Here is a 21,815-nt window from a genome sequence, read left to right as displayed (position 1 = left end):
TATTTTTATCTTCTTCTGATTTTTCTTGAAACAAAATTCCCGGTGGATTGCAGTAATTGAACGATGATCACGAGCGCCGCCACTGTGACGATCATCGTCATCGTATCAAACCTTTGATAACCGTAAGCCAAAGCTAAATCTCCGACCCCGCCTGCACCGACGGCACCTGCCATGGCCGTAGATCCAACAAGCCCGATTGTCGCTGTTGTAAATGTAAGGATCAACGAACTAAGTCCCTCAGGAATCAAAAAACGATAAATGATTTGCCATGTCGTCGCCCCCATCGCCTGAGCTGCCTCGATGATCCCTTTGTCCACTTCCAACAGGGAGTTCTCCACAAGCCGGGCGATATAAGGAGCCGCGTAAAAGATTAGCGGAACAATGGCCGCATTCGTTCCGATCGCACTGCCTACAATCATTCTGGTAAACGGAATAAGTGCTACTAGCAAGATGATGAAAGGAACCGACCGCAATATATTGATGATCGGGTTCAATACATTAAAGACCCATTTATTCTCCAGGATATGGCCCTTTCTTGTAATGACAAGCAGGATACCAAGCGGAAGACCAATCAATCCGGAAAATACCAATGAGATGGCTACCATATAAAGTGTGTCACCGAAAGCTGTCGACAGCTGATCTGCCGTTATTTCCATTCCCCAAAGCGTATTACCCATTTATCTGCACCTCCTGGACGAGAATCCCCTCATCTTTAATATACTGATAAGCCTTGTCCACCTCATTTTTATTCCCGGTCACTTCGATGATCAAATTCCCGAAAGGCGTTTCCTGAATTTCAGAAATATTGGCTGATAAAACACTTAAATGAACATCATATTTCTTCGAGATGGTTGAAAGCAAAGGAGTACCCGAAGTAGTCCCAATAAAGTTAATTTTCCAAATAATCGGGATATGGGACCCTATGCTTTTTAGGAAACTTTGTGGAATTTCGTCATGTATGACCGTTCTCACGAAGTTTTTTGCAATATCCGTTTGCGGCTTCGCAAAAACTTCGAAAACCGAACCTTGTTCAACGACGCATCCGCCCTCCATGACCGCTACCTTATTGCAAATTTCCCGAATGACAGACATCTCATGAGTGATTAACAGAATGGTAATATTGTATTCTTTATTGATTTTCTTTAAGAGCTGCAGAACAGCACTCGTTGTTTGCGGATCCAATGCCGAGGTAGCTTCATCACACAATAAGATCGATGGATTGGTAGCCAATGCTCTCGCAATGCCGATCCGCTGCTTTTGACCGCCGGATAATTGTTCCGGATAACTCTTTGCTTTGCTCGATAAGCCAACGAACTCCAACAGCTCGCCTACCCGCTTTTTGATTTCTTTACCAGGGGTTCCCGATAAAATCAGCGGCATGGCGATATTATCAAAAACGGTCTTTGAGTTTAGCAAATTGAAATGCTGAAAGATCATCCCGATTTTTTTCTTTTCTGCCCGCAATTCCTTCGCGCTCAATTTGGTTAAATCCTTGCCCCCAACAATCACCGAACCATCTGAAGGATGTTCAAGCAAATTGACCAACCTGATCAACGTACTCTTCCCGGCCCCGCTATAACCGACTACACCGAATATATCCCCCTTTTCCACTGTCAAATTAATGCCCTTCAAAGCCTCGACAGTCTGTTTCTTTGTTTGATATACCTTTTTAACATTTTGAAACTCAATCATCCAATCTCCCCCCATGTTGTTTATTTGTACGAATTCATTATCCAGAGAGAAGAGCTTTGCAACGCTTCATAATGATAGGGTTAAATTCGAAACTCACGAGTATGCGAAACTCATGAGTAATTGCACCAAATTTCCTAATAACCATATACATTTTGAATAAACAAAAGAGGCCTCTTCCGTCATCAGACAGAAGAGGCCTCTTTAGACATATAAAAAAGAGTAAACTCTTAAATTAATTATCTAAGAAAAGCTCCTTCTTATCTTTCAAACTTTCGTCCGTTGGAATTAGCACAGTATTTTTACAAAAGTAAAAACCCGCTGCCGAGGTATCATAGGGCCAAGTCCCTCCACATCTCTTGATAAGAATTAACGTTATATTTAATTATGTCCTTCACTATATATTCTAATTTCTCTAAAGTCAACTATATTTTTCATCGGTTAAAATATTTTCACAGTATAGTGATTGACACTTTTAAATTATATTAATATAGTTTAAATTTTATATTCTATAATGATTTGCCCATTCTCCATACTGGGTATATTTCATTTTCTTCCCTTATCTTCATCATGCCTGAATTCTTATATAAGCGAATCGCCCTTTGATTATCCGGAGAAACCCTTAAATGATATTCGGATACATTAAATCGCCCGAAAAAGTTTTCTGCATAGCGAACCAATTCCTTGCCAAGGCCTTTACTGCGGTATCCGGGAATAAGATAAAATAGATCTACATAGCCGATCTCAGTTCCTTCATACGCCCGAATTCGAAGTTCCATTTGCCCAATCGGTACTTGGTCCTTTTCAATGATCACCTGCCCCCCCGGGAATTTACGGACCCTTTCTTCCATTCGTTGCAGATATGTATTTTCATCTCCAAAACCTGCCTCAGATCCAAAACTTACAACAAAGGAATCTTTCCTGAATTTAATGATAATATCTTTATCTTTGTTCGTATCAATGGTACGAAAGATCAACTTCATCCTCTCCTATCATTTTAGTAAAATAGTTTTCAAGCAAAAAAACTCATTTCACTTACGGTCTTCATGATATTTCATTATTTACTTTTTCAAGCGTCTTATTTCATTTTCTCTGAAAGGATTTTTCCTTAATCCCTATAGGAATGGCCATAATATTAAATTAAAAACAAATGCAATATTGTTTGGTGAGTTCTAGTAATGGGGATTGGATTGGCACAAACAAATCTATTTAATTTTCGAGTCTAACTTTGCAGGGTAACCCTAAGTGAATGAATGTTCGAGAGGAATTTGTTTATTAAGCTCTAACTCAACTTTTTTCCAAGCATCCTTTTTCCCTTTCATTTACATTCCAATTATAATAGGTAAGTGGAATACATTTACATGATTATCCATTATAAAAATCATTGGAGGTATTGAAGATGAAAGTTGTTGCAATAGTGGGAAGTATCCGTAAAGAGTCTTACAACCTTAAGCTTGCCAAATATATTCAATCTAGATATCAAGATCGGTTCGATCTCGAAATATTGAACATTCGGGATTTACCTTTTTATGATCAAGATATTGAAAATGACCCTCCATCAGTTGTAAAAGAATTTAAAAGCAAAGTGGCCGAAGCAGATGCAGTTTTGTGGGTAACTCCTGAATACAACGGTACGATTCCAGGTGTATTGGGCAATGCAATCGATTGGTTATCACGTGTCGATAAAGTCTTGATCGGCAAACCATCATGGATCATGGGTGCTTCAATGGGGCAATTAGGAACGGTTAAAGCTCAATTGCATTTGCGTGAAATCTTATTCGCAATAGGCATCGCCTCCCCACTCCTTCCAGGGAATGAAGTATATGTTGGTGCAGTGCATGACAAAATCGATAACGAAGGCAGGCTTACACATGAGTCGACTGTCCAGTTTATCGATACGGTCGTCGATAATTTCATTAGCTGGTATAATCATCATACTCGTTAATGATAAAAAAAGACTCCCAGTAGGTTTGAGCCTGCTGGGAGTCTTTTTGCATCATTAAACAAAATTCATCCTCTTCCCGCCTGGAATGCAGGGTATTTCGTCATTCCTCCGTCAGCGAATAGAGTGATGCCCGTTACATAACTGGACTCTGAAGATGCCAGCCATGCAGCAACCGCAGCAATTTCTTCAGGCTTTCCGATATACCCCATCGGAATCATGCTTTCAAGATCCTTTTTCTTTTCGGGATCTTCAAGCTTGTCGGCATTAATTGGCGTGGCGATGGCTCCAGGACCAATGCTGTTCACACGGATTCCCTTTGGTGCATATTCAAGTGCCAGTGTCTCCGTAAGCAGCTTCACCCCGCCCTTGCTTGCAGCATAGTGAACGAATAAAGGCCAGGGAATCATCTCATGTACACTGGACATGTTTATAACATTCCCTTTAATGTCGTTCTCGACAAAATACTTGATAGCTTCACGGCAGCCCAAGAAATTTCCCGTTAAGTTGGTATTGATTACCCTATTCCAGTCGCTTAACGGCATCTCGTGAGACGGAACCGGATTTTCAATTCCTGCATTATTGATGAATATATCGAGTTTCCCGAAATTCTTTATCGCTGATTGAACAAGATTAATCACATCTTCTTCAACGGTGACATCGCCTTTTACTGCAATTGCTTCCCCGCCATTTGTTTTGATTTCCTCCATTACACTATCTGCTTCCTCTGATTTAGTGCGATAATTAACCACGACCTTTGCCTTTTCCTTGGCAAAGCGAATGGCCATCGCTTTCCCTAAACCAGTGGATGAACCGGTTATAACAACGACCTTACCTTCTAAATCTGTATACATTTAATCACCCTCCAATTAACTTTTTGCCATCCCGAGCATAATCCCAGCAATGATGATCAAGATAATTCCGATTATGATTCCAATTAGTTGGCGTTTCGTTTTCTTTTCACGTAAAATGATGATCCCGCCGAGAGTTGAGATGACAATGCCCATTTGCGAAAGGGAAAAACTAGTGGCCACTCCCACACGGGGCTGGGATATGAATAAAAACATATTCCCTGCAGCCCATATCAATCCCGGAATGATATTGCGAATCGTATATTTATTAAACGGTTTATGTTTAAAAGTCAATAACAGACCGCCTATCACCATCCCTATCGCTTGAGGGAACAATGCTGACCATCCATCAACATCGAAAAGACGGGCCACGACCACATAAACCAAATAACCGAATGTCGAGATGAGGAGAATAACAATTCCTTTCTTCAAGTTTCCCGATTTGCCCTCTTTTGATTCTTTATCCTCCAGTGAGGTCAAGACGATTCCTATAATAATGAAAACTAATGCCAAGACGCCTAAAATGATCGCTTTCATTGTGGACCATTCGTTAAAAACGATGACCCCGAATAAAGTCGTTGAAATGAGCTGCATTCCAGTAGATATCGGCATCGTTTTGGATACTCCCATTAAATCAATGCTCTTAAGCTGATTAGCTTGTCCAACGGCCCAAAACAATCCGGAGACAACCCCGACTCCAAACACGAGAAATGACAACTTAATATCGGCAAAAATATAAACACCTATTGAAAAAATCAATGCGCCAATGGTTGTACCCAGTGTTTGACTATATGGCCCACCCCCGAGTTTCACATTAAATAAAACGATGCTTCCCCAGAATAGTGCCGGCAAGAGAGCTAATAATATATCCATATTCAACCCCCATATATGTAAGTTCAAAGCTAATAAATTTCATTTTGTCTTCTTTTTAATATGTTCGCTTTATTTGAATTGACCCTTGGTAATTTTATGAAGTGTTTTTGCGAAAATAGTGTTCAACACAAAGAAAGCTTCCGATGCTAATAAATCGGGAGCGTTTAGTTGGAGAAAAGACAGCTGTACTGCTGTCTTTTTTTATAAGATTATAAAAAAAGCAAACCTTATGCAGGTTTGCTTCCAGTTATAGATATGGAACTTATTTCTTCAAATGATATGGCACTGTCGTAACAACCACATTTCTTTTATAAAGTAAGTAGGCGCGAATCAGTAAACTTGATTGATTATGAAGTATATTGTGCCAGCCCTTCTTCGGAATGAATTGGGGGATGACCACCGTAACTTTATAATTGGATTCACTCGCCTTATGTTCAACTGTATCCACAAATTTAGTTAGTGGCTGAATGATACTTCTATAATAAGAATTCAGTGTAACGAGCCTGACATCCGGCTGCCACTTTTTCCACTTTTCTCCGAATTTCTTTTCATCTTCTCTTTCAAAAGCAACATAAACGGCAATGACCTGATTTGCTGAGAGCGATTTTGCATAATTTAAAGAGTTCTCAACCACATGAGTTATACCTGCCACAGGTACGATAATGATATTTCCTTCAATTGGTAAGATCGGCTCGCATGTTGTAATCCTTAGTTGGTCACCAACTGCTTCATAATGCTTTTTAATCCGATGAAAAATTAAAATGATGATAGGTAAAAAAATCAAAACAGGCCAAACCTGAGTAAATTTGGTTAAAAAGAATATCATCGTGACGATAAAGCTAATTATGGCACCAATTGAATTTATGGTTAATTTCATCATCCAGCCTTTTGGCTTTTCGCGAACCCATTTAACGATCATGCCAGTCTGGGACAACGTAAATGGAATGAATACCCCTACCGCATAAAGCGGAATGAGATTTTCAGTATGTCCTTCAAATGCGACAATCAAGATGATGGATGCAAGTCCCAGTATGATGATTCCATTGGAATACCCTAATCGGTCCCCTCTGATCGTAAACGCCCTTGGTATGAATTTATCCTTCGCAAGATTTACCGCAAGCAGAGGGAAAGCCGAATAGCCAGTATTGGCCGCAAGTATCAAGATCAGGGCAGTCGTACCTTGAATGAAGAAATACATGAAATTCCGTCCAAAGATCTCTTCAGCAATCTGGGAGACGACCGTTACCTCTGCGCTGGGAACAATGCTTAAATAATAGGCTAAAAATACGATTCCCGAAAATAATACAGCTAGCAATGAACCCATCGCTATTAAAGTTTTCGCAGCATTATTCGGGGCTGGATCTTTAAAGTTCGGGATTGCATTGGAAATTGCTTCTACTCCTGTCAAGGCGGAGCTTCCTGATGCAAATGCTCTTAGCAGTATAAATAAACTGATGCCCGCTACCGGAGTCCCGATTGATGTGTGCAATTCAGGTGAAACTCCTCCTGTTAAAATCTTGTAAATTCCAACACCGATCAAGATGAACAAGGCTAAAACGAATAGGTACACCGGATAGGCCAAAACAGAGGCTGACTCCGTAACCCCCCGAAGGTTCAGGATTGTAAGTAGAATCACGAATATGATGGCAATGACGACATTATAGGAATGCAGGCCAGGAAAAGCGGACGTGATTGCATCCGTACCTGCAGAGACACTTACAGCCACAGTTAATATATAATCTACCAATAAAGATCCTCCAGCTATCAACCCTGGATTGACTCCTAAATTGTTTTTTGAAACCACATAGGCCCCCCCGCCATGCGGATAAGCGAAAATGATTTGTCTATAAGACAAAATCAAAGCAGTTAAGAGGATCAATACTCCGATCGCGATAGGGATGGAATACCAGAATGCTGCAGCACCGACCGTGATCAGGACGATCAATATTTGCTCCGGCCCATATGCAACCGAAGACAAAGCATCAGAAGATAATATCGCCAAAGCCTTTGTTTTGTTAAGCTTTTGTTCACCAAGTGCATTTGACTTTAAAGGTCTCCCAATCAAGAACCTCTTTATAGAAGATAACATCAAGATTTCACCACCATAGTTAATTTATAAGTTTATGTTACCCAGCTGTAGCAAAAAACTAGACGAAACACAAAAATGCCTACAAGTCATAGCTAAATAGACCTGTAGACATCAATTTTTTTGTCTAACAAGCTCCACCTTCCTTCTCATATAACGCTTACGAGGTTAGCTGTCGGATTCGGACCTAAGAGTAGCCCTACCTTTTTAAAAAGGATTCACCCCCTGGATTGTAAACAATCCCAATAACGGGTCCCCCGCACCATAAGGTTTAAGCGATTTAGAAATATGAAACTGTTGATTATCATACTCCCGTGAAATGGAAATGTAAATGAAAATTTTGCTCAAAAATAAATAATTCTTTGTAAGTGAGGTTTTGTTCTTGGCTTATATAACATAAGTCATGCAATGACATGATTCGAAGGTAGGAAAGGAGGTAAGTAAAGGTCAAAATCCAGGGGCCAATTAACAAAAGGTGGTCCGAAAAGGAAAAAAATCACCTTCATGAAGAATGCGATGAATTAACCAGATCTGCCCCAGCTCGGATCGTCATTAAAAGGGTAAACTTGCATTAAATATCAAATTCCGCTTTTATTCCCGTCCAATAGGGGCACTATTCCACTGATTCACCTAATTAGTTCCTTCCTTCTTGAATTGGTCTCAGATTGCTTTTTTTAAAGACAAAGTATTTCTGGCCAATATAGTTAAGCACGGTATAAAAGATTGTTCCTATGAGAACAGCCAAATTTTGTTGTATGGATAAATGGACGGATCCTTCCAGTGATTCCGCAATGGCTTGGCCTATAGAATAAGCGGCGGAATAACAAATAAGGATGACGCAAAAGAAACGGGCAACTCCTCGCCGCCATTCTATATCACTTTTAAAGGTAAAAGTCCTGTTCAAAAGAAAACTCGTTACAGCTCCCGTTCCATTGCCGAAAAAGGTGGAGACCCAGTATGATAATTCAAGAACATTCATAAGAAAAAGCATGATGGAAAGTCCAACCGCTGTATTGACTATTCCAACCAATAAAAAGCGGATAAAGGAGTTAGTGTGTTTTAGATAGTTTTTCAATACTGTTCCGTTCATTGTCTAGTTGCTCCCGTTTTTTTAAATCGAGCGGATTAAATAAATCAAGATCAACAATATATTTAGGCCGGCGTTTGGATTCATTATAGATTTTTCCGATATATTCCCCTATCAAGCCGACAGCAATCAACTGCAGTCCGCCGATCAACCATATGGAGGTGATTAATGAGGTCCAACCAGTTTCGGTCTGCCCATAAAACTTTAACCATAAAAAGTAAGACCCAAAGAGTAAGCTAATGAAAAAGGAAAGACATCCTAGCCATAATACAAGCCGGATCGGTGTAACTGAAAAGGAAGTAATGCCATCAAGCGCAAAAGCAACCATCTTCTTAAATGGATATTTCGTTTCCCCAGCCAATCTTTCTTTTCGGTCATAATAAACAGAATCCGTCTTAAACCCAATAAGCGGGACAATCCCCCTTAAAAAGAGATTCGTTTCATCAAATCGTTCCAACTCCGCGATCGCCCTTCTGCTCATCAGCCTGAAATCGGCATGATTATAGACAAGGTTAACCCCCATCTTGTTCATCAATTTATAAAAACCAGTTGCAGATGTTCGTTTAAAAAATGAATCAAGGTCCCTTTTCTGGCGGACACCATATACGATTTCACATCCTTCATTGAATTTCCGAATGAATTCAGGGATGACTTGAATATCATCCTGTAAATCTGCATCAATGGAAATCACACAATCCGAGGCTTCCTTGGCTGTAAACAATCCTGCCAGGAGTGCATTTTGATGTCCTGCATTCCGGGAAAGCTTTAGCCCGCGAACCAATTCATTATTGATCGTTTCCTTATAAATGATCTTCCAAGTTTGATCTTTGCTTCCATCATCAACCAGCAGGACTTTACTTTGACCAGAAACAACGTTTTCTTCGACTAATCCCCTCATCAATCCACAAAGCTGGGAAATGGTATCCTGCAAAACGCTTTCTTCGTTATAACAAGGTACAACAATCGTTACTATCGGTGAATTCATTCTATTCCCCCCTTTTCACATGACTCTGTATAAATGAATTTTCCATTTGCTTCCTTTCTTTGTGAAAACCCCATCTAGCACCAATCCATTCTCCTTCGCGTTGTTGATTGGGATGGCAGAAAATATATATTTGCCACCTAATCCTTTAAAGGCATCCATATTAAGATCCAAATTTTCCAGCTCTTTCTTCGAGCCTTTCTTGAACATATAATGCTTCCCAAGCTCATCGGTAAATAGGTAACAACGTCCTCCCCATTCATCAAAGTAGATTCTGATGTTTTTATTCTTAGCCAATTCGTTTTCAATTATTTGACGAAATTGATGTTTGTAAGAAAGCGGATAGAAATTGTTATAGCTATCGAGCGTGTAAAATCCATTAAATTGTGCGATTGCAGGATGCAGCCCTATGCTAGCAACACGATACTCTTCCTGTGGAAGGTCAATATGATCTTTTATTTCCTGGAAAAGGCTTTCTGAATAGAACTCTTTAAAAGATGGTTTTTTATTGTAAGTGATTTCTTCATTGAAGCCCATTAAGATCATAATTTGGACGGCGATGAAAATGGAAAGGGTTTTCTTAGCATAATCGCTGTGTTCCCAAATGATTTTTATCGCGAGGGCAAAGCCCAAATAAATCACCATCGGCCTTAAAAAGTGAAATCTGGCAAAATTAAAGGTATCCAGGGTGTGAAACCTTTCAGTCAAAGGAACCCAGCCTTTATAAAACCAGAATGCGTACCATGCTGAGAGTATAAAGTTCAAGCCGAATAAAAATACATATACCTTTTCCTGTCGCCACAGTTTTTTGGTCAGAATGATATAAAGGGCAAAGACTGTAATCGGCAGGATAATAAGCGCATGTACAGTCATGACATGCGTATGTCCAAGAACGAAATTTTTGAAAGTAAGCTTGATGACCCAATCGAGCGGCAGCCTTGCGTGAAAATATTCATCTCTGCTATTTGGCTCCGAATCAAAAATGAATGAAGACACCAAACGGTACTCCACCAAACCAAAAATGAAGGTCATATACACGATCGAAAGAAGAAACGTTATATTCCACCCTTTTCTCCTGATCACATCCATTAACCAAAGAAAGCCCATTGCAACAAGGAAAAAGAAAAAACCAAGCACGATGCTTGAATAAAGCGGCAAAAGTGTAAGGACCAAATAATTCTTCCACGAATGGTCCTTGCTGCGAATATTCAAAAAAGCCCAAAGTGCAAGCGGCATCCCAAGTGTACTGAGCATTCCCGACGGCCAAAATGGGGTAAGGGCAAAGGCCAAGGATGTTCCAACCCTGATCCAACCTGATTGGCTTCCTGTAACCAAATGTTTCTTTAATAAGATATACATACCAAAGAATGCAATAAATCTTGTTAATGCCTGGCTTATTGCATATGCAACCATTGTCGGAAAAAGTGCGTAAAGCCACACGATAATACTGAACTCACTGCCAAAGGCATTTCGGGGCAGACCATTCATGATTTGGGGAATTTTGGCATCTATCGCACCGAATAACTCACCGCTTTCTGATAGGACTTTATACCAGGCAATGTTGGAGTCCAAATTATCATGTACGCGAATATGCGCATTTTCTCCAAGGATGAATAAAGGAGAAAGATATAAAACAATGACGAGTAAGGCAAAAAGGATTTGTGTTCTCTCTTGTTTTTCAATTGGCAACATATACACCTCTTGACCAAATTCATATATCCATAATATTTGCTTCAAAGGTAAATCTATTCTTTTTCAGGAATTTATTTTAACCTATTTTGATATAGGTCAACCAATGGCTACATAAAATGAAGGGTAGAACTAAAAGCATATAAAAGTACCTTAAAAAGGGGCTGGGCTATGATAAAGAAAGCGGTGATTCCAGCAGCCGGTTTAGGAACACGATTTTTACCTGCTACGAAAGCTCAACCAAAGGAAATGCTGCCGATTGTCGATAAGCCGACCATTCAATATATTATCGAGGAAGCGGTTCAATCAGGGATTACAGATATTATCATCGTTACGGGTAAAAACAAACGTGCCATTGAAGATCATTTCGATAAATCCATTGAACTGGAAATGCTTCTGCAAATGAAAGGTCAAAATGAGCTGCTTAAGATCGTGGAGAACATTTCCAACATGGTGGATATCCACTATGTAAGACAAAAGGAACCATTAGGTCTCGGGCATGCAGTATTATGTGCCAAAACTTTTATCGGAAACGAACCTTTTGCCGTCCTGTTAGGGGATGATATCGTGGATAGCCAGGTTCCAGCTTTGAAGCAGTTGATGGAACGGTATAACAAGGTTCAAGCGAGCATTATCGGATGTAAGGAAGTGTCACCTGCCGATGTCTCCAAGTATGGGATCGTAAATTTCCAAGAACGATATGAGGATTTATTTCTGGTAAGAAACTTAGTGGAAAAGCCAAAAGTGGAGGATGCACCATCAACACAGGCGATTATTGGCCGATATATTTTATCACCTGAGATTTTTGAAATCCTTGAAACCGTACAGCCCGACCGGAAGGGGGAGATCCAGCTTACCGAAGCTTTAGACCTTTTGTTAGAAAAGGAACCATTATATTCGTATATCATCGAAGGAAATCGATATGACGTCGGCGATAAATTCGGCTTCCTTCAGGCTTCAATAGATTTCGCCATGAAACGACCTGAACTTCGTGATCAGCTAATAACATATTTAAGGCAGCTGTTCCCTTAATCAAGTATATAACCCACGCCCAATTACCTAGAGGTGATTGGGCTATTTCCACATACCATCATCACTAAACTAGATATAACAGTCTTTTATAAATGCTTCCGTGAAATGTAAATGCAAGTGAAAATGTTGGACAAAGAAAGAATAATTTATTAAAAGTGAGGTTATGTTGATAACGTATACTTCATTATTTATCCAAACAACGATATCCAGAAAGGATTGTACATGCATAAAAAAACTAATAATCCAATAATATCAGATGAATTCCTAGATCAAGTGGTAAAGGAAATCAATGCAGAATTTGGCGGGCCCATTAAAGAAAAAAATGATCGCTTCCAACATAGGGACGATGAAGAAAGAAGGTAAATCCCACATCATCAAATCTAAAGCTTCATGAAAAACTCTGGCTCTATTCAGCCAGAGTTTTTTTATGGCTTCTTATATAACCTTATTACTTCCATAGAATTATCCGCCCTTTCTTTAAAGACTTGTCCAAACCAATTTAACTGATCCTCATAGAATGATTACATGTAATTATTTTAAAGAAAGGGGAAAAACCACATTGAGCCACGCTGATGATGTCTTCCGCACTTCTCCAAAGGTTCCAAAAGGAAGGGTGATTTCCGGACATACAAAGGAGTTTCAAGCAGATCCCATTGGTTTTCTGACCCGATTGGCCAAGGAATATGGAGAAGTCGCTAAATTCCGTTTGGGCCCATTCCAAAATGTTTATCACGTTTTAAATCCTGATTTAATAAAACAAATACTCGTAACAAAACAAAAATCCTTCATCAAATCCAAGGACTTCAATGTTTTAAAACCGCTTATCGGTGAAGGTTTGCTTACAAGCGAAAAAGACTTTCATATGCGACAGAGAAGGCTTATCCAACCCTCTTTCAAAAAGAATCATATTAGCCAATACGCCAAGGATATGATTGATACCACAATGGATTATATATCAACTTGGCAACATGATGAAGAACGGATCATAACGAAGGATATGATGGACATCACTCTCGGGATAATCAGCAAGACGATGTTCAGCATGGAATTCAAGGATGGGTATGAAATTGTTGGAAAACCGCTGGAAACCGCTTTGAGAATTACAGTCAAAAGGATGAGAAAGATTTTCCGTATGCCATTATGGGTACCTACCAAAATCAATCGTGAATATAAAAAGGCGATACAAAGACTTGATAAAGTGATTTACGGCATTATTGAAAAACGGAAGAACGACACAGTAAAACATGAAGACATGCTTGGGATCCTGATGGACGCACGTGATGCCGACGACGGATTGGGTATGACAAGCCATCAGGTCCGTGATGAATTGATGACTATTTTCCTTGCCGGTCATGAAACGACAGCAAATGCTCTTTCCTGGGCACTGTACGCAATTTCGAAGCATCCAGAAATTCAAGCCAAGCTTTTCAGTGAAGTGAATAGCATAATCGGTCACCGGACACCCAAGCCTGAAGACTTCATGAAATTACCATACACTCAAAATATCATTCATGAAACACTTCGCCTGTACCCGCCACTGTATATCCTATCCCGTGATGTGACGGAGGATGTCGTAATAGGAGGATATCGCTTTAAAAAAGGCGATATGATTCTAATAAGTTCTTATGTGATGCAGCATGATCCAGAGCATTTTGATCAACCGGAATCATTTATTCCTGAAAGATTTGAAAACAACTTCATGAAAAGCCTGCCTGCGTTCGCTTACTTTCCGTTTGGCGGAGGGCCGCGGGTTTGTATCGGCAATCATTTTGCGATGATGGAAGCGGTGTTTGTCCTGGCCTGCATTGCAAAGCGGTATAGGATAAAGCTTGCACATGATCATCATGAAGTAACCCCCCTTCCATCCCTTACACTCAGACCTAAGAGTGGACTGCGCATGGTGATAGAAGAAAGAGATTCAGAAGCCTTCGAACCTGGCGCATCCAATTTTTAAAGTGAAAATCTCATATAAACATAACATTTCATTGGTTCGATTACCGCCTATAACAGGCTTGCCTATTCTTTTGGAAAGGAGGGATGAAAAAATGTATATGCTCCATTCACCACGGAAGGGAATCATTCACACTGAATTGCACTATTTAGGGATGGCCTCGCAGGTATATTCCGGTTATTTGGAATTTCTAAGCGAAATTGACCCGATACAAGAAACCGAACACCTACAGCCGCCCCTTCTCCCCTTTTTAAATGAAAACGGATAGTCTCGTTAGCTTCTCCCGCTTCGTACCTTATATTAAAAGAAAAACCGACCTTGAATGGTCGGTTTTTTGTTATTCAGCAGTATGTTCCATAACCCCAAATCCAAAACCGCCATCACAACCTGACATATTTATGGAAGGACTTGAACTGATTACATCATCTTATTCACTACCAACAAAATGTCAGAAATACTGCGATTAAACAGAATTATTTTTCTCTCTTTACAATATGTATTTATTTCAATATAGTGCCTTACGCCGATTTGTTAATTTTTCCTTTGATTTATTTCATAAAATCCAAATACTTTTAGATAATAAAAACTATTCCTGTTTTGCTGATTGGGAATCTATTCCAGTTCACATGCCTAAATTGACATTTTTCCGATTCATGATATATTAATATAGTACTTTAGTACGTGAAAGCGTTCAATAGCAGAAGAACTTCCTAGTTTTACTTATAGACTATTTTATTAAAAGGAAAGGCATGAATAAAATGGAGAAGACTCATCAAGATTTAAAAAAGGGCCTATTGCCGAGGCATGTCCAGTTCATTGCTCTAGCCGGAATGATAGGAACAGGGATTTTTAAGGGGAGTTCCGATACATTAAATATGGCAGGTCCAAGTGTTGTAATAGCCTATTTAATAGGGGGGCTATTGTTATTTATTGTAATGGCCGCATTAGGAGAGATGGCAACCGCTTTTCCTAATTTGAACGTACAGCATCTCATTAATAAAGCTTTTGGGTTTCAACTATCCTTCATTGTCGGATGGCTCTATTGGTTTAACTGGATTATCGTGATCATTGTAGAGATAGTCGCAGCCGGAAGCTTTCTACAATATTGGTTTCCTACAATACCATTATGGCTGTTAAGTATACTTTGCGCCTCAGTAATTATAGGAATTAATTTGTTTCAAGTAAAATACTATGGAGAACTCGAATTTTGGTTCGCAGGAATTAAAATAATAACCTTGATTGCCTTTATTATTTTAGGAGCTTTGATCATGCTAGGACTTTTTCCTAGTACTGCTTCATTTTCTAATTACACGGAACATGGTGGTTTTTTCCCAAAAGGAATTGACGGAATGTTAAGTGCACTTTTAGTGGTAATGTTTTCATATGGTGGCGCAGAATTAATTGGTGTAGCCGTTACGGAAACAAAAGATAGTCAGCGAGTCATACCAAAAATCATTAAAGGAACAGTATGGCGGGTGATTCTTTTCTATGTCTTGCCGATATTTATTATTTGCGGGGTAATACCTTGGAACCAAGTAAGCACTGAAGTAAGTCCTTTCGTTCAGGTTTTCAGCTTATCGGGTCTTCCCGGAGCCGCCGATATCATGAATTTCGTTCTTTTAACCGCTGTCTTATCAGCTGCAAATTCAGGTATATACGCTACTTCAAGGATACTGTTCACTCTTTCCCATAATGGGGAAGCGCCTAAGGCATTTTTAAAAACAACAAAAAAGGGTATCCCGCTTAATGGTATATTTTTAACTACATTATGCATATTGGCTGGTGTGTTTTTATCCTATTTGTACCCCGACCTGATTTTAAGCTACCTTATGGCCATTCCTGGATTCACAGTTTTATTATTATGGATCAGTATTTGTTCCGCGCAATTGAAGCTGCGTAAGCAATACATTGGCAAACCAGGTTTCCGGGTAAAATGGTACCCATATACAACTATATTAGCCATCACGGCATTAAGCATTATCTTTTTGGCATTTATCTTTAATAAGCAAAACATCATTGGGACCACAGTATGTCTTGTCACGTTAGTGATATTTATCCTTCTTTCCTTTATTGTCAAACAAAAAAAATAGAAATATTATCCCCCCTGACTTTAATGGGGATTTCAGACTGAAGGCAAACTCGAAGAAAGTCGAGTTTGCCTTCAGTCTTTTTAGTGCTAATACAGTTCGAATGTCGATTGGAATGTTTTTTTAAAACTATGGACCAACTGGCGGTTCCATCAATTGAAATGGTCTCACCCCTCACAATGATTTTAAACAAACTTGGGTTACGAGTTTTGGATGAAACCCACTTGGATTGAAGAATTTTGAATAACTGGCTAGTCGAGACCCCGCTAGATGCTTGCTTTGATGAGGCATGGCAAGCAGTCGGCTGAAAGGGAGCGGATTTCTGAAATTTTTTTCTGAAGAATAAAAGGAAACAAATTTGGATTTAAAATACTCGTTTGCTCCATTTTCAACATACATATGTTAAAATAGCCAATGACCCAATCATCCTACAAATTAGAGGTGTGTATCTTGTCTATATCTAAAACAAATCGCTTATCACTTGTAGAGCAAGTGGTTTCCCAAATCGAATCGTTAATCGAATCAGGTGAATGGAAAATTGGAAATCAAATTCCCCCTGAAATGGACTTGATCCAACAGTTCGATGTAAGCAGAAATACATTAAGGGAAGCTGTACGATCACTTGTTTATGCAGGGCTATTAGTAACGAAACAAGGAAAGGGGACATTCGTAAGGTCATCAAGTGCCTTGGGGGCAGCATTTGAAAGAAGGATCCAGCAGTCAAGTTTATTAGAAACGTTAGAGGTCCGTCATGCCCTTGAAAGAGAGGGAGCTCAGTTAGCGGCATTAAGACGTAATCAAGAAGATATAGAACAATTGCGGTTTCATATATCAGCATGCAGTAAAGCTGCCGAAGCAAGGGATATCAAGGCTTACGAAGAAGCCGATATACAGTTGCATAAATCGATTATGGTTTCATCACATAATGATTTATTGATTGATTTGTACGAACATATGGAACACTCCCTGCATGAATCCATCCATCAGATAGTGGAGATGAGTTCTGATGTGAACTTTCATTTGAACATTCATTGCAAACTTGTAGATGCCATCATCGAACAAGATGTGAACCGGGCAACCGAAACAGTGAATGAATACATTGCACAATTCAAAAAATCTATAGAGTAAGTAAGGAGGAGATTATGGGCATTCATCAAGCGGCAAATCAACTAGAACAAACTAAAATGGATATTAAACCCAGAGTTGGACTACTCATCATCGGAATCATTCTTCTGGGGGCAAATCTGAGGGCTCCCTTAACTTCGGTTGGCCCCCTTGTCACTTCGATCCGCGATAACTTGGGGATATCCAATACATTATCAGGTTCATTAACGACATTGCCTTTGCTTTCCTTTGCTTTATTATCACCGTTTGCACCTAGGATAGCACGGCGTTTTGGAATGGAGCTTACGCTTTTCCTTTCCTTGATATTACTAACAATCGGAATTGTGATACGCTCAGTTGGCGGAGTGCCGACATTGTTCATAGGGACCATTTTAATCGGGTTGGCCATTGCAATAGGCAATGTATTGTTACCAAGTCTGATTAAACATAACTTTGCCAGGAACATCGGTTTGATGACAGGAACCTATGCTGTTTCCATGAATTTATGTGGCGCAATAGGTTCCGGGATCAGCATTCCCCTTGCTTCTTCATCGGGGTTGGGATGGGCTGGTGCCCTTGGATGTTGGGGAATTTTATCACTTATTACAGTTTTTTTATGGATGCCGCAAATAAGACGGCCATTCAACTCAGGTAAGGATGTACAAACGGAACAAAAGGATAAAAAGATTAACTTATGGCGTTCTGGTTTAGCCTGGCAGATTACATTCTTCATGGGTTTGCAATCGTTTATTTTCTATACAGTAATTACCTGGATGCCGGAAATCCTGGAGCAAAAAGGCCTGAACGCCGATGAAGCTGGCTGGATGCTTTCCATCATGCAGCTTGCAGTCATTCCAATAACATTCCTTGTGCCAATTTTAGCTGGACGCTTACAAAGTCAGCGTCTGTTAGTGATCCCGCCTGTCGTCTTCCTTATTGCAGGGATATTCGGCATATTATACGGAAGCACTCTCTTCATACCAGTATGCATGATATTGATCGGGATTGGAGTTGGAACCATATTCAGTTTATCGATGATGTTCTTTAGTCTTCGAACACAAAGCACCCATGAGGCGACGGAATTATCAGGAATGGCTCAATCATTCGGGTACCTCTTAGCTGCCATTGGACCAGTATTATTCGGCTTGCTTCATGACATTACACACAGCTGGACAGTTCCCTTATTGATGTTGGCCGCAATATCGGCACTTATTTTCATTGTTGGAATGCGTGCAGGAAATAATGAATATGTAACTACTCAATAAAGCCAGTAAAGGTTCTAAACGGCCATGGCCCCGGTATTGTACCGGGGCCATTTACATACCAGCCACTGATAGCAGTACGACAGGTTCCTATTTCGTGATTTTAGTTTCGATTAAAGAGAATGGTCTGTGGTATAAATTGAGAAGGAATGTATGGCGTTCTCGCTTCGGTAATTTCGTGGATCCCTTACCTTTAGTAAATTATCAACCTTAAACTCTGTCAGATAAGTAAATTCCACCTTCTCCTTTTGGAGAAAAAAGAAATGACCTAGGCTTAGACGAGGTAAAATTATTTGCTGCATAGTACTGTTCGTTATCAGTGGGGTAAAGTACAAGTGAATAAATGCCTTAAGACTGATCTCAATCAATGTCTTCTTCAAATGGATATAAAATATTAGGATTTAAACCATACCGATCAATGAAATTCTTTCGAGTGAACATCTTAATTTCTTTTAATTCAGAGGGAGTTGGAAATGAAGAAACTTTATATACAGGAATGTGTTCAATATTAATTAACTGCCCTAAATCTGTGGTTATTAAGATATCAAACCCATTTTTTCTGAAAAGTGAGTCTATATCGGAAAAATCCATAACATAAATATTTAGCTTGTTTCCGAAATGATGTTTCAATACCTCACGAATATAATCTTTCTCTACATATGATCGGCAAATTAATGCAGTCTCTATAACCATTTGGTTTTGTTTTCTTAAAATTGAAGCTTGGACCAACATGAATATCTCTAATACTTCTATATTTTCAAAAGAAATAGCAAATTCATCCGATATGTATTGTGCTATTTCTTCAATGATCACAAATAACTCATTATTCTCAAAATAAGGAACGAATTGCAAAATATTATTTATTCTCGTATCCGTTTTTAACTGTAAGTCAAACGATATCCCACGAAGAGTTTGCGCAAATTCGTACATGAAAATATCATCCTGAGAAACATCCAGCCCAATTTTCTTTGATAGATTACTTAAAAATTGACCTAAAGGCTTACCGCTATCCGAATTAAATTTGGAACGAATGTACCGAAGTTCTTGGGTACGATTTAAAGACATTTCTTCGCTCATAAAATATAAAGAAAAAAATAAAATTTCAGAAATCTGTTTCTCCCTATTTGGACATTTCACCATGAATTTAAATAGTTTCTTTGATATTTCGAATGCTGTGGATGTTTCATTTTCATTTATAACCACTTTTGGGAATGTCACAAAACAATTATGGGTTATTCGAATGTTGGAGATATGAAGGATTATCGCTAGTCTTTGTATGGCACCCATGTGTAAAGAAGTTGAATGTTCCTTCAATAGCTCCAATAAAGTGTCTTGAAACTCCTTAAGATTAAAGGAAGTAATAAAATCATTTAAATTGCCGGACATATACTCTACATACTGCATGATGAATCTTCTAATCTTTATTTCATCCCCAACAATTTTAAACGGACTATTTGATAAATGAACTTCGGCATTTTTTAATACTTCTTCTATTTTTTCTAACTGTCGGTACACTGAAGAGCGACTAATATGCACTTTTTGAGTAATATATTTTATCGTTACTCCATTGTTAAAAAGAATTAATTCCAAGGTTTGAAAATAGGTGTTTTCACTTTTAAGATGAAACCAAAGCTCTTCCAAGGTGCCGTTTTTAGGTTTCATTAACCTTACGCCCTGCACTTCATTCTTATCAATTTTCCATTCAGGTGGAAGATTTGAACTCATATGCAATATATCCCGCCATAATGTGCTTTTCGAATAACCTGTTTTTTTTGATAGCTCTGTTAAACTACACCAGTTATCCTCATAAAATAAATGATACAGCAGTTTTGAATAGCGGTCAGTAAATCGATTCATACAATCACCTTTAACTTTTGATTTTCATATCTTTTCTTACTAAAACTATTAATATATAAGTTGAGTATTAATACCTAATATTAAAAATTCCCTCACTCTTTTTTTAAAAAATAACAGAAAATATACACTACTTACTACCCAAATTTACCATAATTTTATTCCTGCGTCGTTTCATAAGTGGTATGTGGAAATCAATAATTGAAACTTATCTTTGATGTAACAAGCATGACCCGTCGAATACTATCAACAAGCTATGTATAGTTGTAAGGTTTAAAATGTAAATGCAGTTAGTAATATAACCCAAATTAACAATGAAGCATTTCATTTTAGAAACAATTTCTTTTGCTTTATCAATCGTTAAGCAATAATGGTTTTCTTTACAGCATTCATTTGTTCCGGACAAAAAAAAACACCTCATTCTTTTATAGAGGATTTAAGGGAATACACCTTAAAAGAATGCAGTGCTTACTATTTAAATGAGCAACGCCTCAAAAGCAGTGCTCCCATGTAAAAAGTCAGTAAAGAGGTTTATGAAAATGAAAAGTTAAATTCATAGAAGGCATCCATATTGAGGAAGAAAAAATTGTTCATAGGTTTAATACCTACCCCAACAAGGTTCAATAGAATATTGAAGATACATCATCTTTATAGGTTGATTGCATAAGTCAAGAAAAAGACTGTGTTGAATTGCTCGACAGACTGACCAAACGCCAGGGTGGTGTGTCATTTGCATTCTATTCAACAACCGCTACTCAACAATTTTCATAAGGGGACACCTTTTGTAGATTCTCTACATAAGCCGGGTTAGTCTTTATCAAATGGGATATATGCGCTAATTCGAATTTCTCATGCTTAGCATCAAAGGAAAGAAGCTCGGCTTTTAAATCATTTCTATAGATGTAAATAATTTTATATTCCCTTGATTTATAAATAACTTTATCACCAATCTTCATAAGCACCCTCATTTCTATTGTAGATTTAAAAAGGCTCCCAAAAATGAAATCATTTTTAAAAGGTAAGGATGATATGGGGATTTTCATCCAGGATCTTTCTTTTTTAAAATGATGGTATGCAGTTCTATCGCTTTTATATTTTCAACCAGTCTTTTTCTTGTAAGCTCAATCTCTCTGAAATTCAAACCATTTCGGTTATTGGATAAACATACTAAATTGTCGATATCTTGATAAATCTGTTTAAATGTAATTCTCATATTTTGGTTTGCCTCCTTTTCATTGTAAGAAAACGGGCTTTGGTATATCTGCTAAATGTGACTGCATGCAACAGTTCCTTTAATGAATTAACTCGTATCACACGACGAAAGAA

The 21,815-nt window shown here is 38.6% G+C and carries 18 protein-coding genes and 2 riboswitches; of the genes, 7 read left to right on the top strand and 11 right to left on the bottom strand.

The annotated features are described in order from the left end of the window. Positions 1 to 5 precede the first annotated feature (5 nt). The 3 genes from LQ188_RS21035 to LQ188_RS21025 all read right to left on the bottom strand — a co-directional run bounded on the left by LQ188_RS21035 (position 6) and on the right by LQ188_RS21025 (position 2,666). Entirely contained in the window at positions 6 to 656 is a 651-nt protein-coding gene (locus LQ188_RS21035) for a methionine ABC transporter permease (RefSeq protein ID WP_053537357.1), read from the bottom strand. A gap of 13 nt (positions 657 to 669) precedes the next feature. Beyond that, positions 670 to 1,692 carry a methionine ABC transporter ATP-binding protein gene (locus LQ188_RS21030; RefSeq protein ID WP_230178080.1) on the bottom strand — a complete coding sequence of 341 codons (1,023 nt, stop codon included), beginning with the start codon at positions 1,690 to 1,692 and terminating at the stop codon, positions 670 to 672. A gap of 254 nt (positions 1,693 to 1,946) precedes the next feature. Beyond that, a riboswitch (SAM riboswitch) is annotated at positions 1,947 to 2,058 on the bottom strand. Positions 2,059 to 2,198: 140 nt separating this feature from the next. Next, on the bottom strand, positions 2,199 to 2,666 hold the full coding sequence (locus tag LQ188_RS21025; protein WP_230178078.1) for a GNAT family N-acetyltransferase: 468 nt from the start codon (positions 2,664 to 2,666) through the stop codon (positions 2,199 to 2,201). A 422-nt stretch (positions 2,667 to 3,088) separates the two neighbouring features. Between LQ188_RS21025 and LQ188_RS21020 the strand changes: the two genes are divergently transcribed. Further along, on the top strand, positions 3,089 to 3,634 hold the full coding sequence (locus tag LQ188_RS21020; protein ID WP_101223332.1) for an NAD(P)H-dependent oxidoreductase: 546 nt from the start codon (positions 3,089 to 3,091) through the stop codon (positions 3,632 to 3,634). Between the two features lie 65 nt (positions 3,635 to 3,699). Here LQ188_RS21020 and LQ188_RS21015 read toward each other — a convergent pair whose 3' ends face one another. From LQ188_RS21015 to LQ188_RS20990, 6 genes are all read right to left on the bottom strand, one after another. Next, positions 3,700 to 4,485, bottom strand: a complete 786-nt coding sequence (locus tag LQ188_RS21015; RefSeq protein ID WP_101223333.1) for an SDR family oxidoreductase — start codon at positions 4,483 to 4,485, stop codon at positions 3,700 to 3,702. 15 nt (positions 4,486 to 4,500) lie between these two features. Then, positions 4,501 to 5,355 (bottom strand): RhaT/GlcU family sugar-proton symporter, encoded by an 855-nt coding sequence (locus LQ188_RS21010; RefSeq protein WP_101223334.1) that lies wholly within the window; start codon positions 5,353 to 5,355, stop codon positions 4,501 to 4,503. 262 nt (positions 5,356 to 5,617) lie between these two features. Continuing rightward, positions 5,618 to 7,444, bottom strand: coding sequence for an APC family permease (locus tag LQ188_RS21005; RefSeq protein WP_230178231.1), 1,827 nt, complete (start codon positions 7,442 to 7,444; stop codon positions 5,618 to 5,620). A 138-nt stretch (positions 7,445 to 7,582) separates the two neighbouring features. After that, positions 7,583 to 7,729: riboswitch (cyclic di-AMP (ydaO/yuaA leader) on the bottom strand. Positions 7,730 to 8,075: 346 nt separating this feature from the next. Then, positions 8,076 to 8,531 (bottom strand): GtrA family protein, encoded by a 456-nt coding sequence (locus LQ188_RS21000; RefSeq protein ID WP_101223336.1) that lies wholly within the window; start codon positions 8,529 to 8,531, stop codon positions 8,076 to 8,078. Next, positions 8,491 to 9,513 (bottom strand): glycosyltransferase family 2 protein, encoded by a 1,023-nt coding sequence (locus LQ188_RS20995; RefSeq protein ID WP_101223337.1) that lies wholly within the window; start codon positions 9,511 to 9,513, stop codon positions 8,491 to 8,493. The genes LQ188_RS21000 and LQ188_RS20995 overlap by 41 nt, the downstream gene beginning before the upstream one ends. A gap of 15 nt (positions 9,514 to 9,528) precedes the next feature. After that, on the bottom strand, positions 9,529 to 11,202 hold the full coding sequence (locus LQ188_RS20990; protein WP_101223338.1) for a DUF6044 family protein: 1,674 nt from the start codon (positions 11,200 to 11,202) through the stop codon (positions 9,529 to 9,531). 168 nt (positions 11,203 to 11,370) lie between these two features. Here LQ188_RS20990 and galU point away from each other — a divergent pair, with 168 nt between their 5' ends. From galU to LQ188_RS20960, 6 genes are all read left to right on the top strand, one after another. Further along, entirely contained in the window at positions 11,371 to 12,231 is an 861-nt protein-coding gene (galU, locus tag LQ188_RS20985; RefSeq protein ID WP_101223339.1) for a UTP--glucose-1-phosphate uridylyltransferase GalU, read from the top strand. Positions 12,232 to 12,453: 222 nt separating this feature from the next. Then, positions 12,454 to 12,594 carry a hypothetical protein gene (locus LQ188_RS20980; RefSeq protein ID WP_230178076.1) on the top strand — a complete coding sequence of 47 codons (141 nt, stop codon included), beginning with the start codon at positions 12,454 to 12,456 and terminating at the stop codon, positions 12,592 to 12,594. Between the two features lie 196 nt (positions 12,595 to 12,790). Beyond that, entirely contained in the window at positions 12,791 to 14,185 is a 1,395-nt protein-coding gene (locus tag LQ188_RS20975) for a cytochrome P450 (RefSeq protein WP_230178074.1), read from the top strand. 755 nt (positions 14,186 to 14,940) lie between these two features. Next, a complete protein-coding gene (locus LQ188_RS20970) occupies positions 14,941 to 16,272 on the top strand; it encodes an amino acid permease (protein ID WP_230178229.1) in 1,332 nt (443 codons plus the stop codon). Between the two features lie 447 nt (positions 16,273 to 16,719). Next, positions 16,720 to 17,397, top strand: a complete 678-nt coding sequence (locus LQ188_RS20965) for a FadR/GntR family transcriptional regulator (RefSeq protein ID WP_101223342.1) — start codon at positions 16,720 to 16,722, stop codon at positions 17,395 to 17,397. A 56-nt stretch (positions 17,398 to 17,453) separates the two neighbouring features. Then, positions 17,454 to 18,638 carry an MFS transporter gene (locus LQ188_RS20960; protein WP_230178228.1) on the top strand — a complete coding sequence of 395 codons (1,185 nt, stop codon included), beginning with the start codon at positions 17,454 to 17,456 and terminating at the stop codon, positions 18,636 to 18,638. 357 nt (positions 18,639 to 18,995) lie between these two features. Here LQ188_RS20960 and LQ188_RS20955 read toward each other — a convergent pair whose 3' ends face one another. Next, a complete protein-coding gene (locus LQ188_RS20955) occupies positions 18,996 to 20,492 on the bottom strand; it encodes a helix-turn-helix domain-containing protein (protein WP_230178072.1) in 1,497 nt (498 codons plus the stop codon). A 1,036-nt stretch (positions 20,493 to 21,528) separates the two neighbouring features. After that, positions 21,529 to 21,702, bottom strand: a complete 174-nt coding sequence (locus tag LQ188_RS20950; protein WP_157831043.1) for a hypothetical protein — start codon at positions 21,700 to 21,702, stop codon at positions 21,529 to 21,531. Positions 21,703 to 21,815 lie beyond the last annotated feature (113 nt).

Origin of the sequence: Peribacillus sp. Bi134 (assembly GCF_918698065.1) — a bacterium.
GTDB lineage: Bacteria > Bacillota > Bacilli > Bacillales > DSM-1321 > Peribacillus.
The sequence above is the reverse complement of the archived record's forward strand: the minus strand, read 5'-3'. Positions and strand labels throughout refer to the sequence as shown.

What these genes read in the sequence shown, in the direction of transcription:
- LQ188_RS20980 (WP_230178076.1), top strand. Translation starts at nt 12,454, where the DNA reads ATGCATAAAAAAACTAATAATCCAATAATATCAGATGAATTCCTAGAT.
- galU (WP_101223339.1), top strand. Translation starts at nt 11,371, where the DNA reads ATGATAAAGAAAGCGGTGATTCCAGCAGCCGGTTTAGGAACACGATTT.
- LQ188_RS20955 (WP_230178072.1), bottom strand. Translation starts at nt 20,492, where the DNA reads ATGAATCGATTTACTGACCGCTATTCAAAACTGCTGTATCATTTATTT.
- LQ188_RS20950 (WP_157831043.1), bottom strand. Translation starts at nt 21,702, where the DNA reads ATGAGAATTACATTTAAACAGATTTATCAAGATATCGACAATTTAGTA.
- LQ188_RS21000 (WP_101223336.1), bottom strand. Translation starts at nt 8,531, where the DNA reads ATGAACGGAACAGTATTGAAAAACTATCTAAAACACACTAACTCCTTT.
- LQ188_RS20970 (WP_230178229.1), top strand. Translation starts at nt 14,941, where the DNA reads ATGGAGAAGACTCATCAAGATTTAAAAAAGGGCCTATTGCCGAGGCAT.
- LQ188_RS21030 (WP_230178080.1), bottom strand. Translation starts at nt 1,692, where the DNA reads ATGATTGAGTTTCAAAATGTTAAAAAGGTATATCAAACAAAGAAACAG.
- LQ188_RS21020 (WP_101223332.1), top strand. Translation starts at nt 3,089, where the DNA reads ATGAAAGTTGTTGCAATAGTGGGAAGTATCCGTAAAGAGTCTTACAAC.
- LQ188_RS20990 (WP_101223338.1), bottom strand. Translation starts at nt 11,202, where the DNA reads ATGTTGCCAATTGAAAAACAAGAGAGAACACAAATCCTTTTTGCCTTA.
- LQ188_RS21015 (WP_101223333.1), bottom strand. Translation starts at nt 4,485, where the DNA reads ATGTATACAGATTTAGAAGGTAAGGTCGTTGTTATAACCGGTTCATCC.
- LQ188_RS21010 (WP_101223334.1), bottom strand. Translation starts at nt 5,355, where the DNA reads ATGGATATATTATTAGCTCTCTTGCCGGCACTATTCTGGGGAAGCATC.
- LQ188_RS21005 (WP_230178231.1), bottom strand. Translation starts at nt 7,444, where the DNA reads ATGTTATCTTCTATAAAGAGGTTCTTGATTGGGAGACCTTTAAAGTCA.
- LQ188_RS21035 (WP_053537357.1), bottom strand. Translation starts at nt 656, where the DNA reads ATGGAAATAACGGCAGATCAGCTGTCGACAGCTTTCGGTGACACACTT.
- LQ188_RS20960 (WP_230178228.1), top strand. Translation starts at nt 17,454, where the DNA reads ATGGATATTAAACCCAGAGTTGGACTACTCATCATCGGAATCATTCTT.
- LQ188_RS20995 (WP_101223337.1), bottom strand. Translation starts at nt 9,513, where the DNA reads ATGAATTCACCGATAGTAACGATTGTTGTACCTTGTTATAACGAAGAA.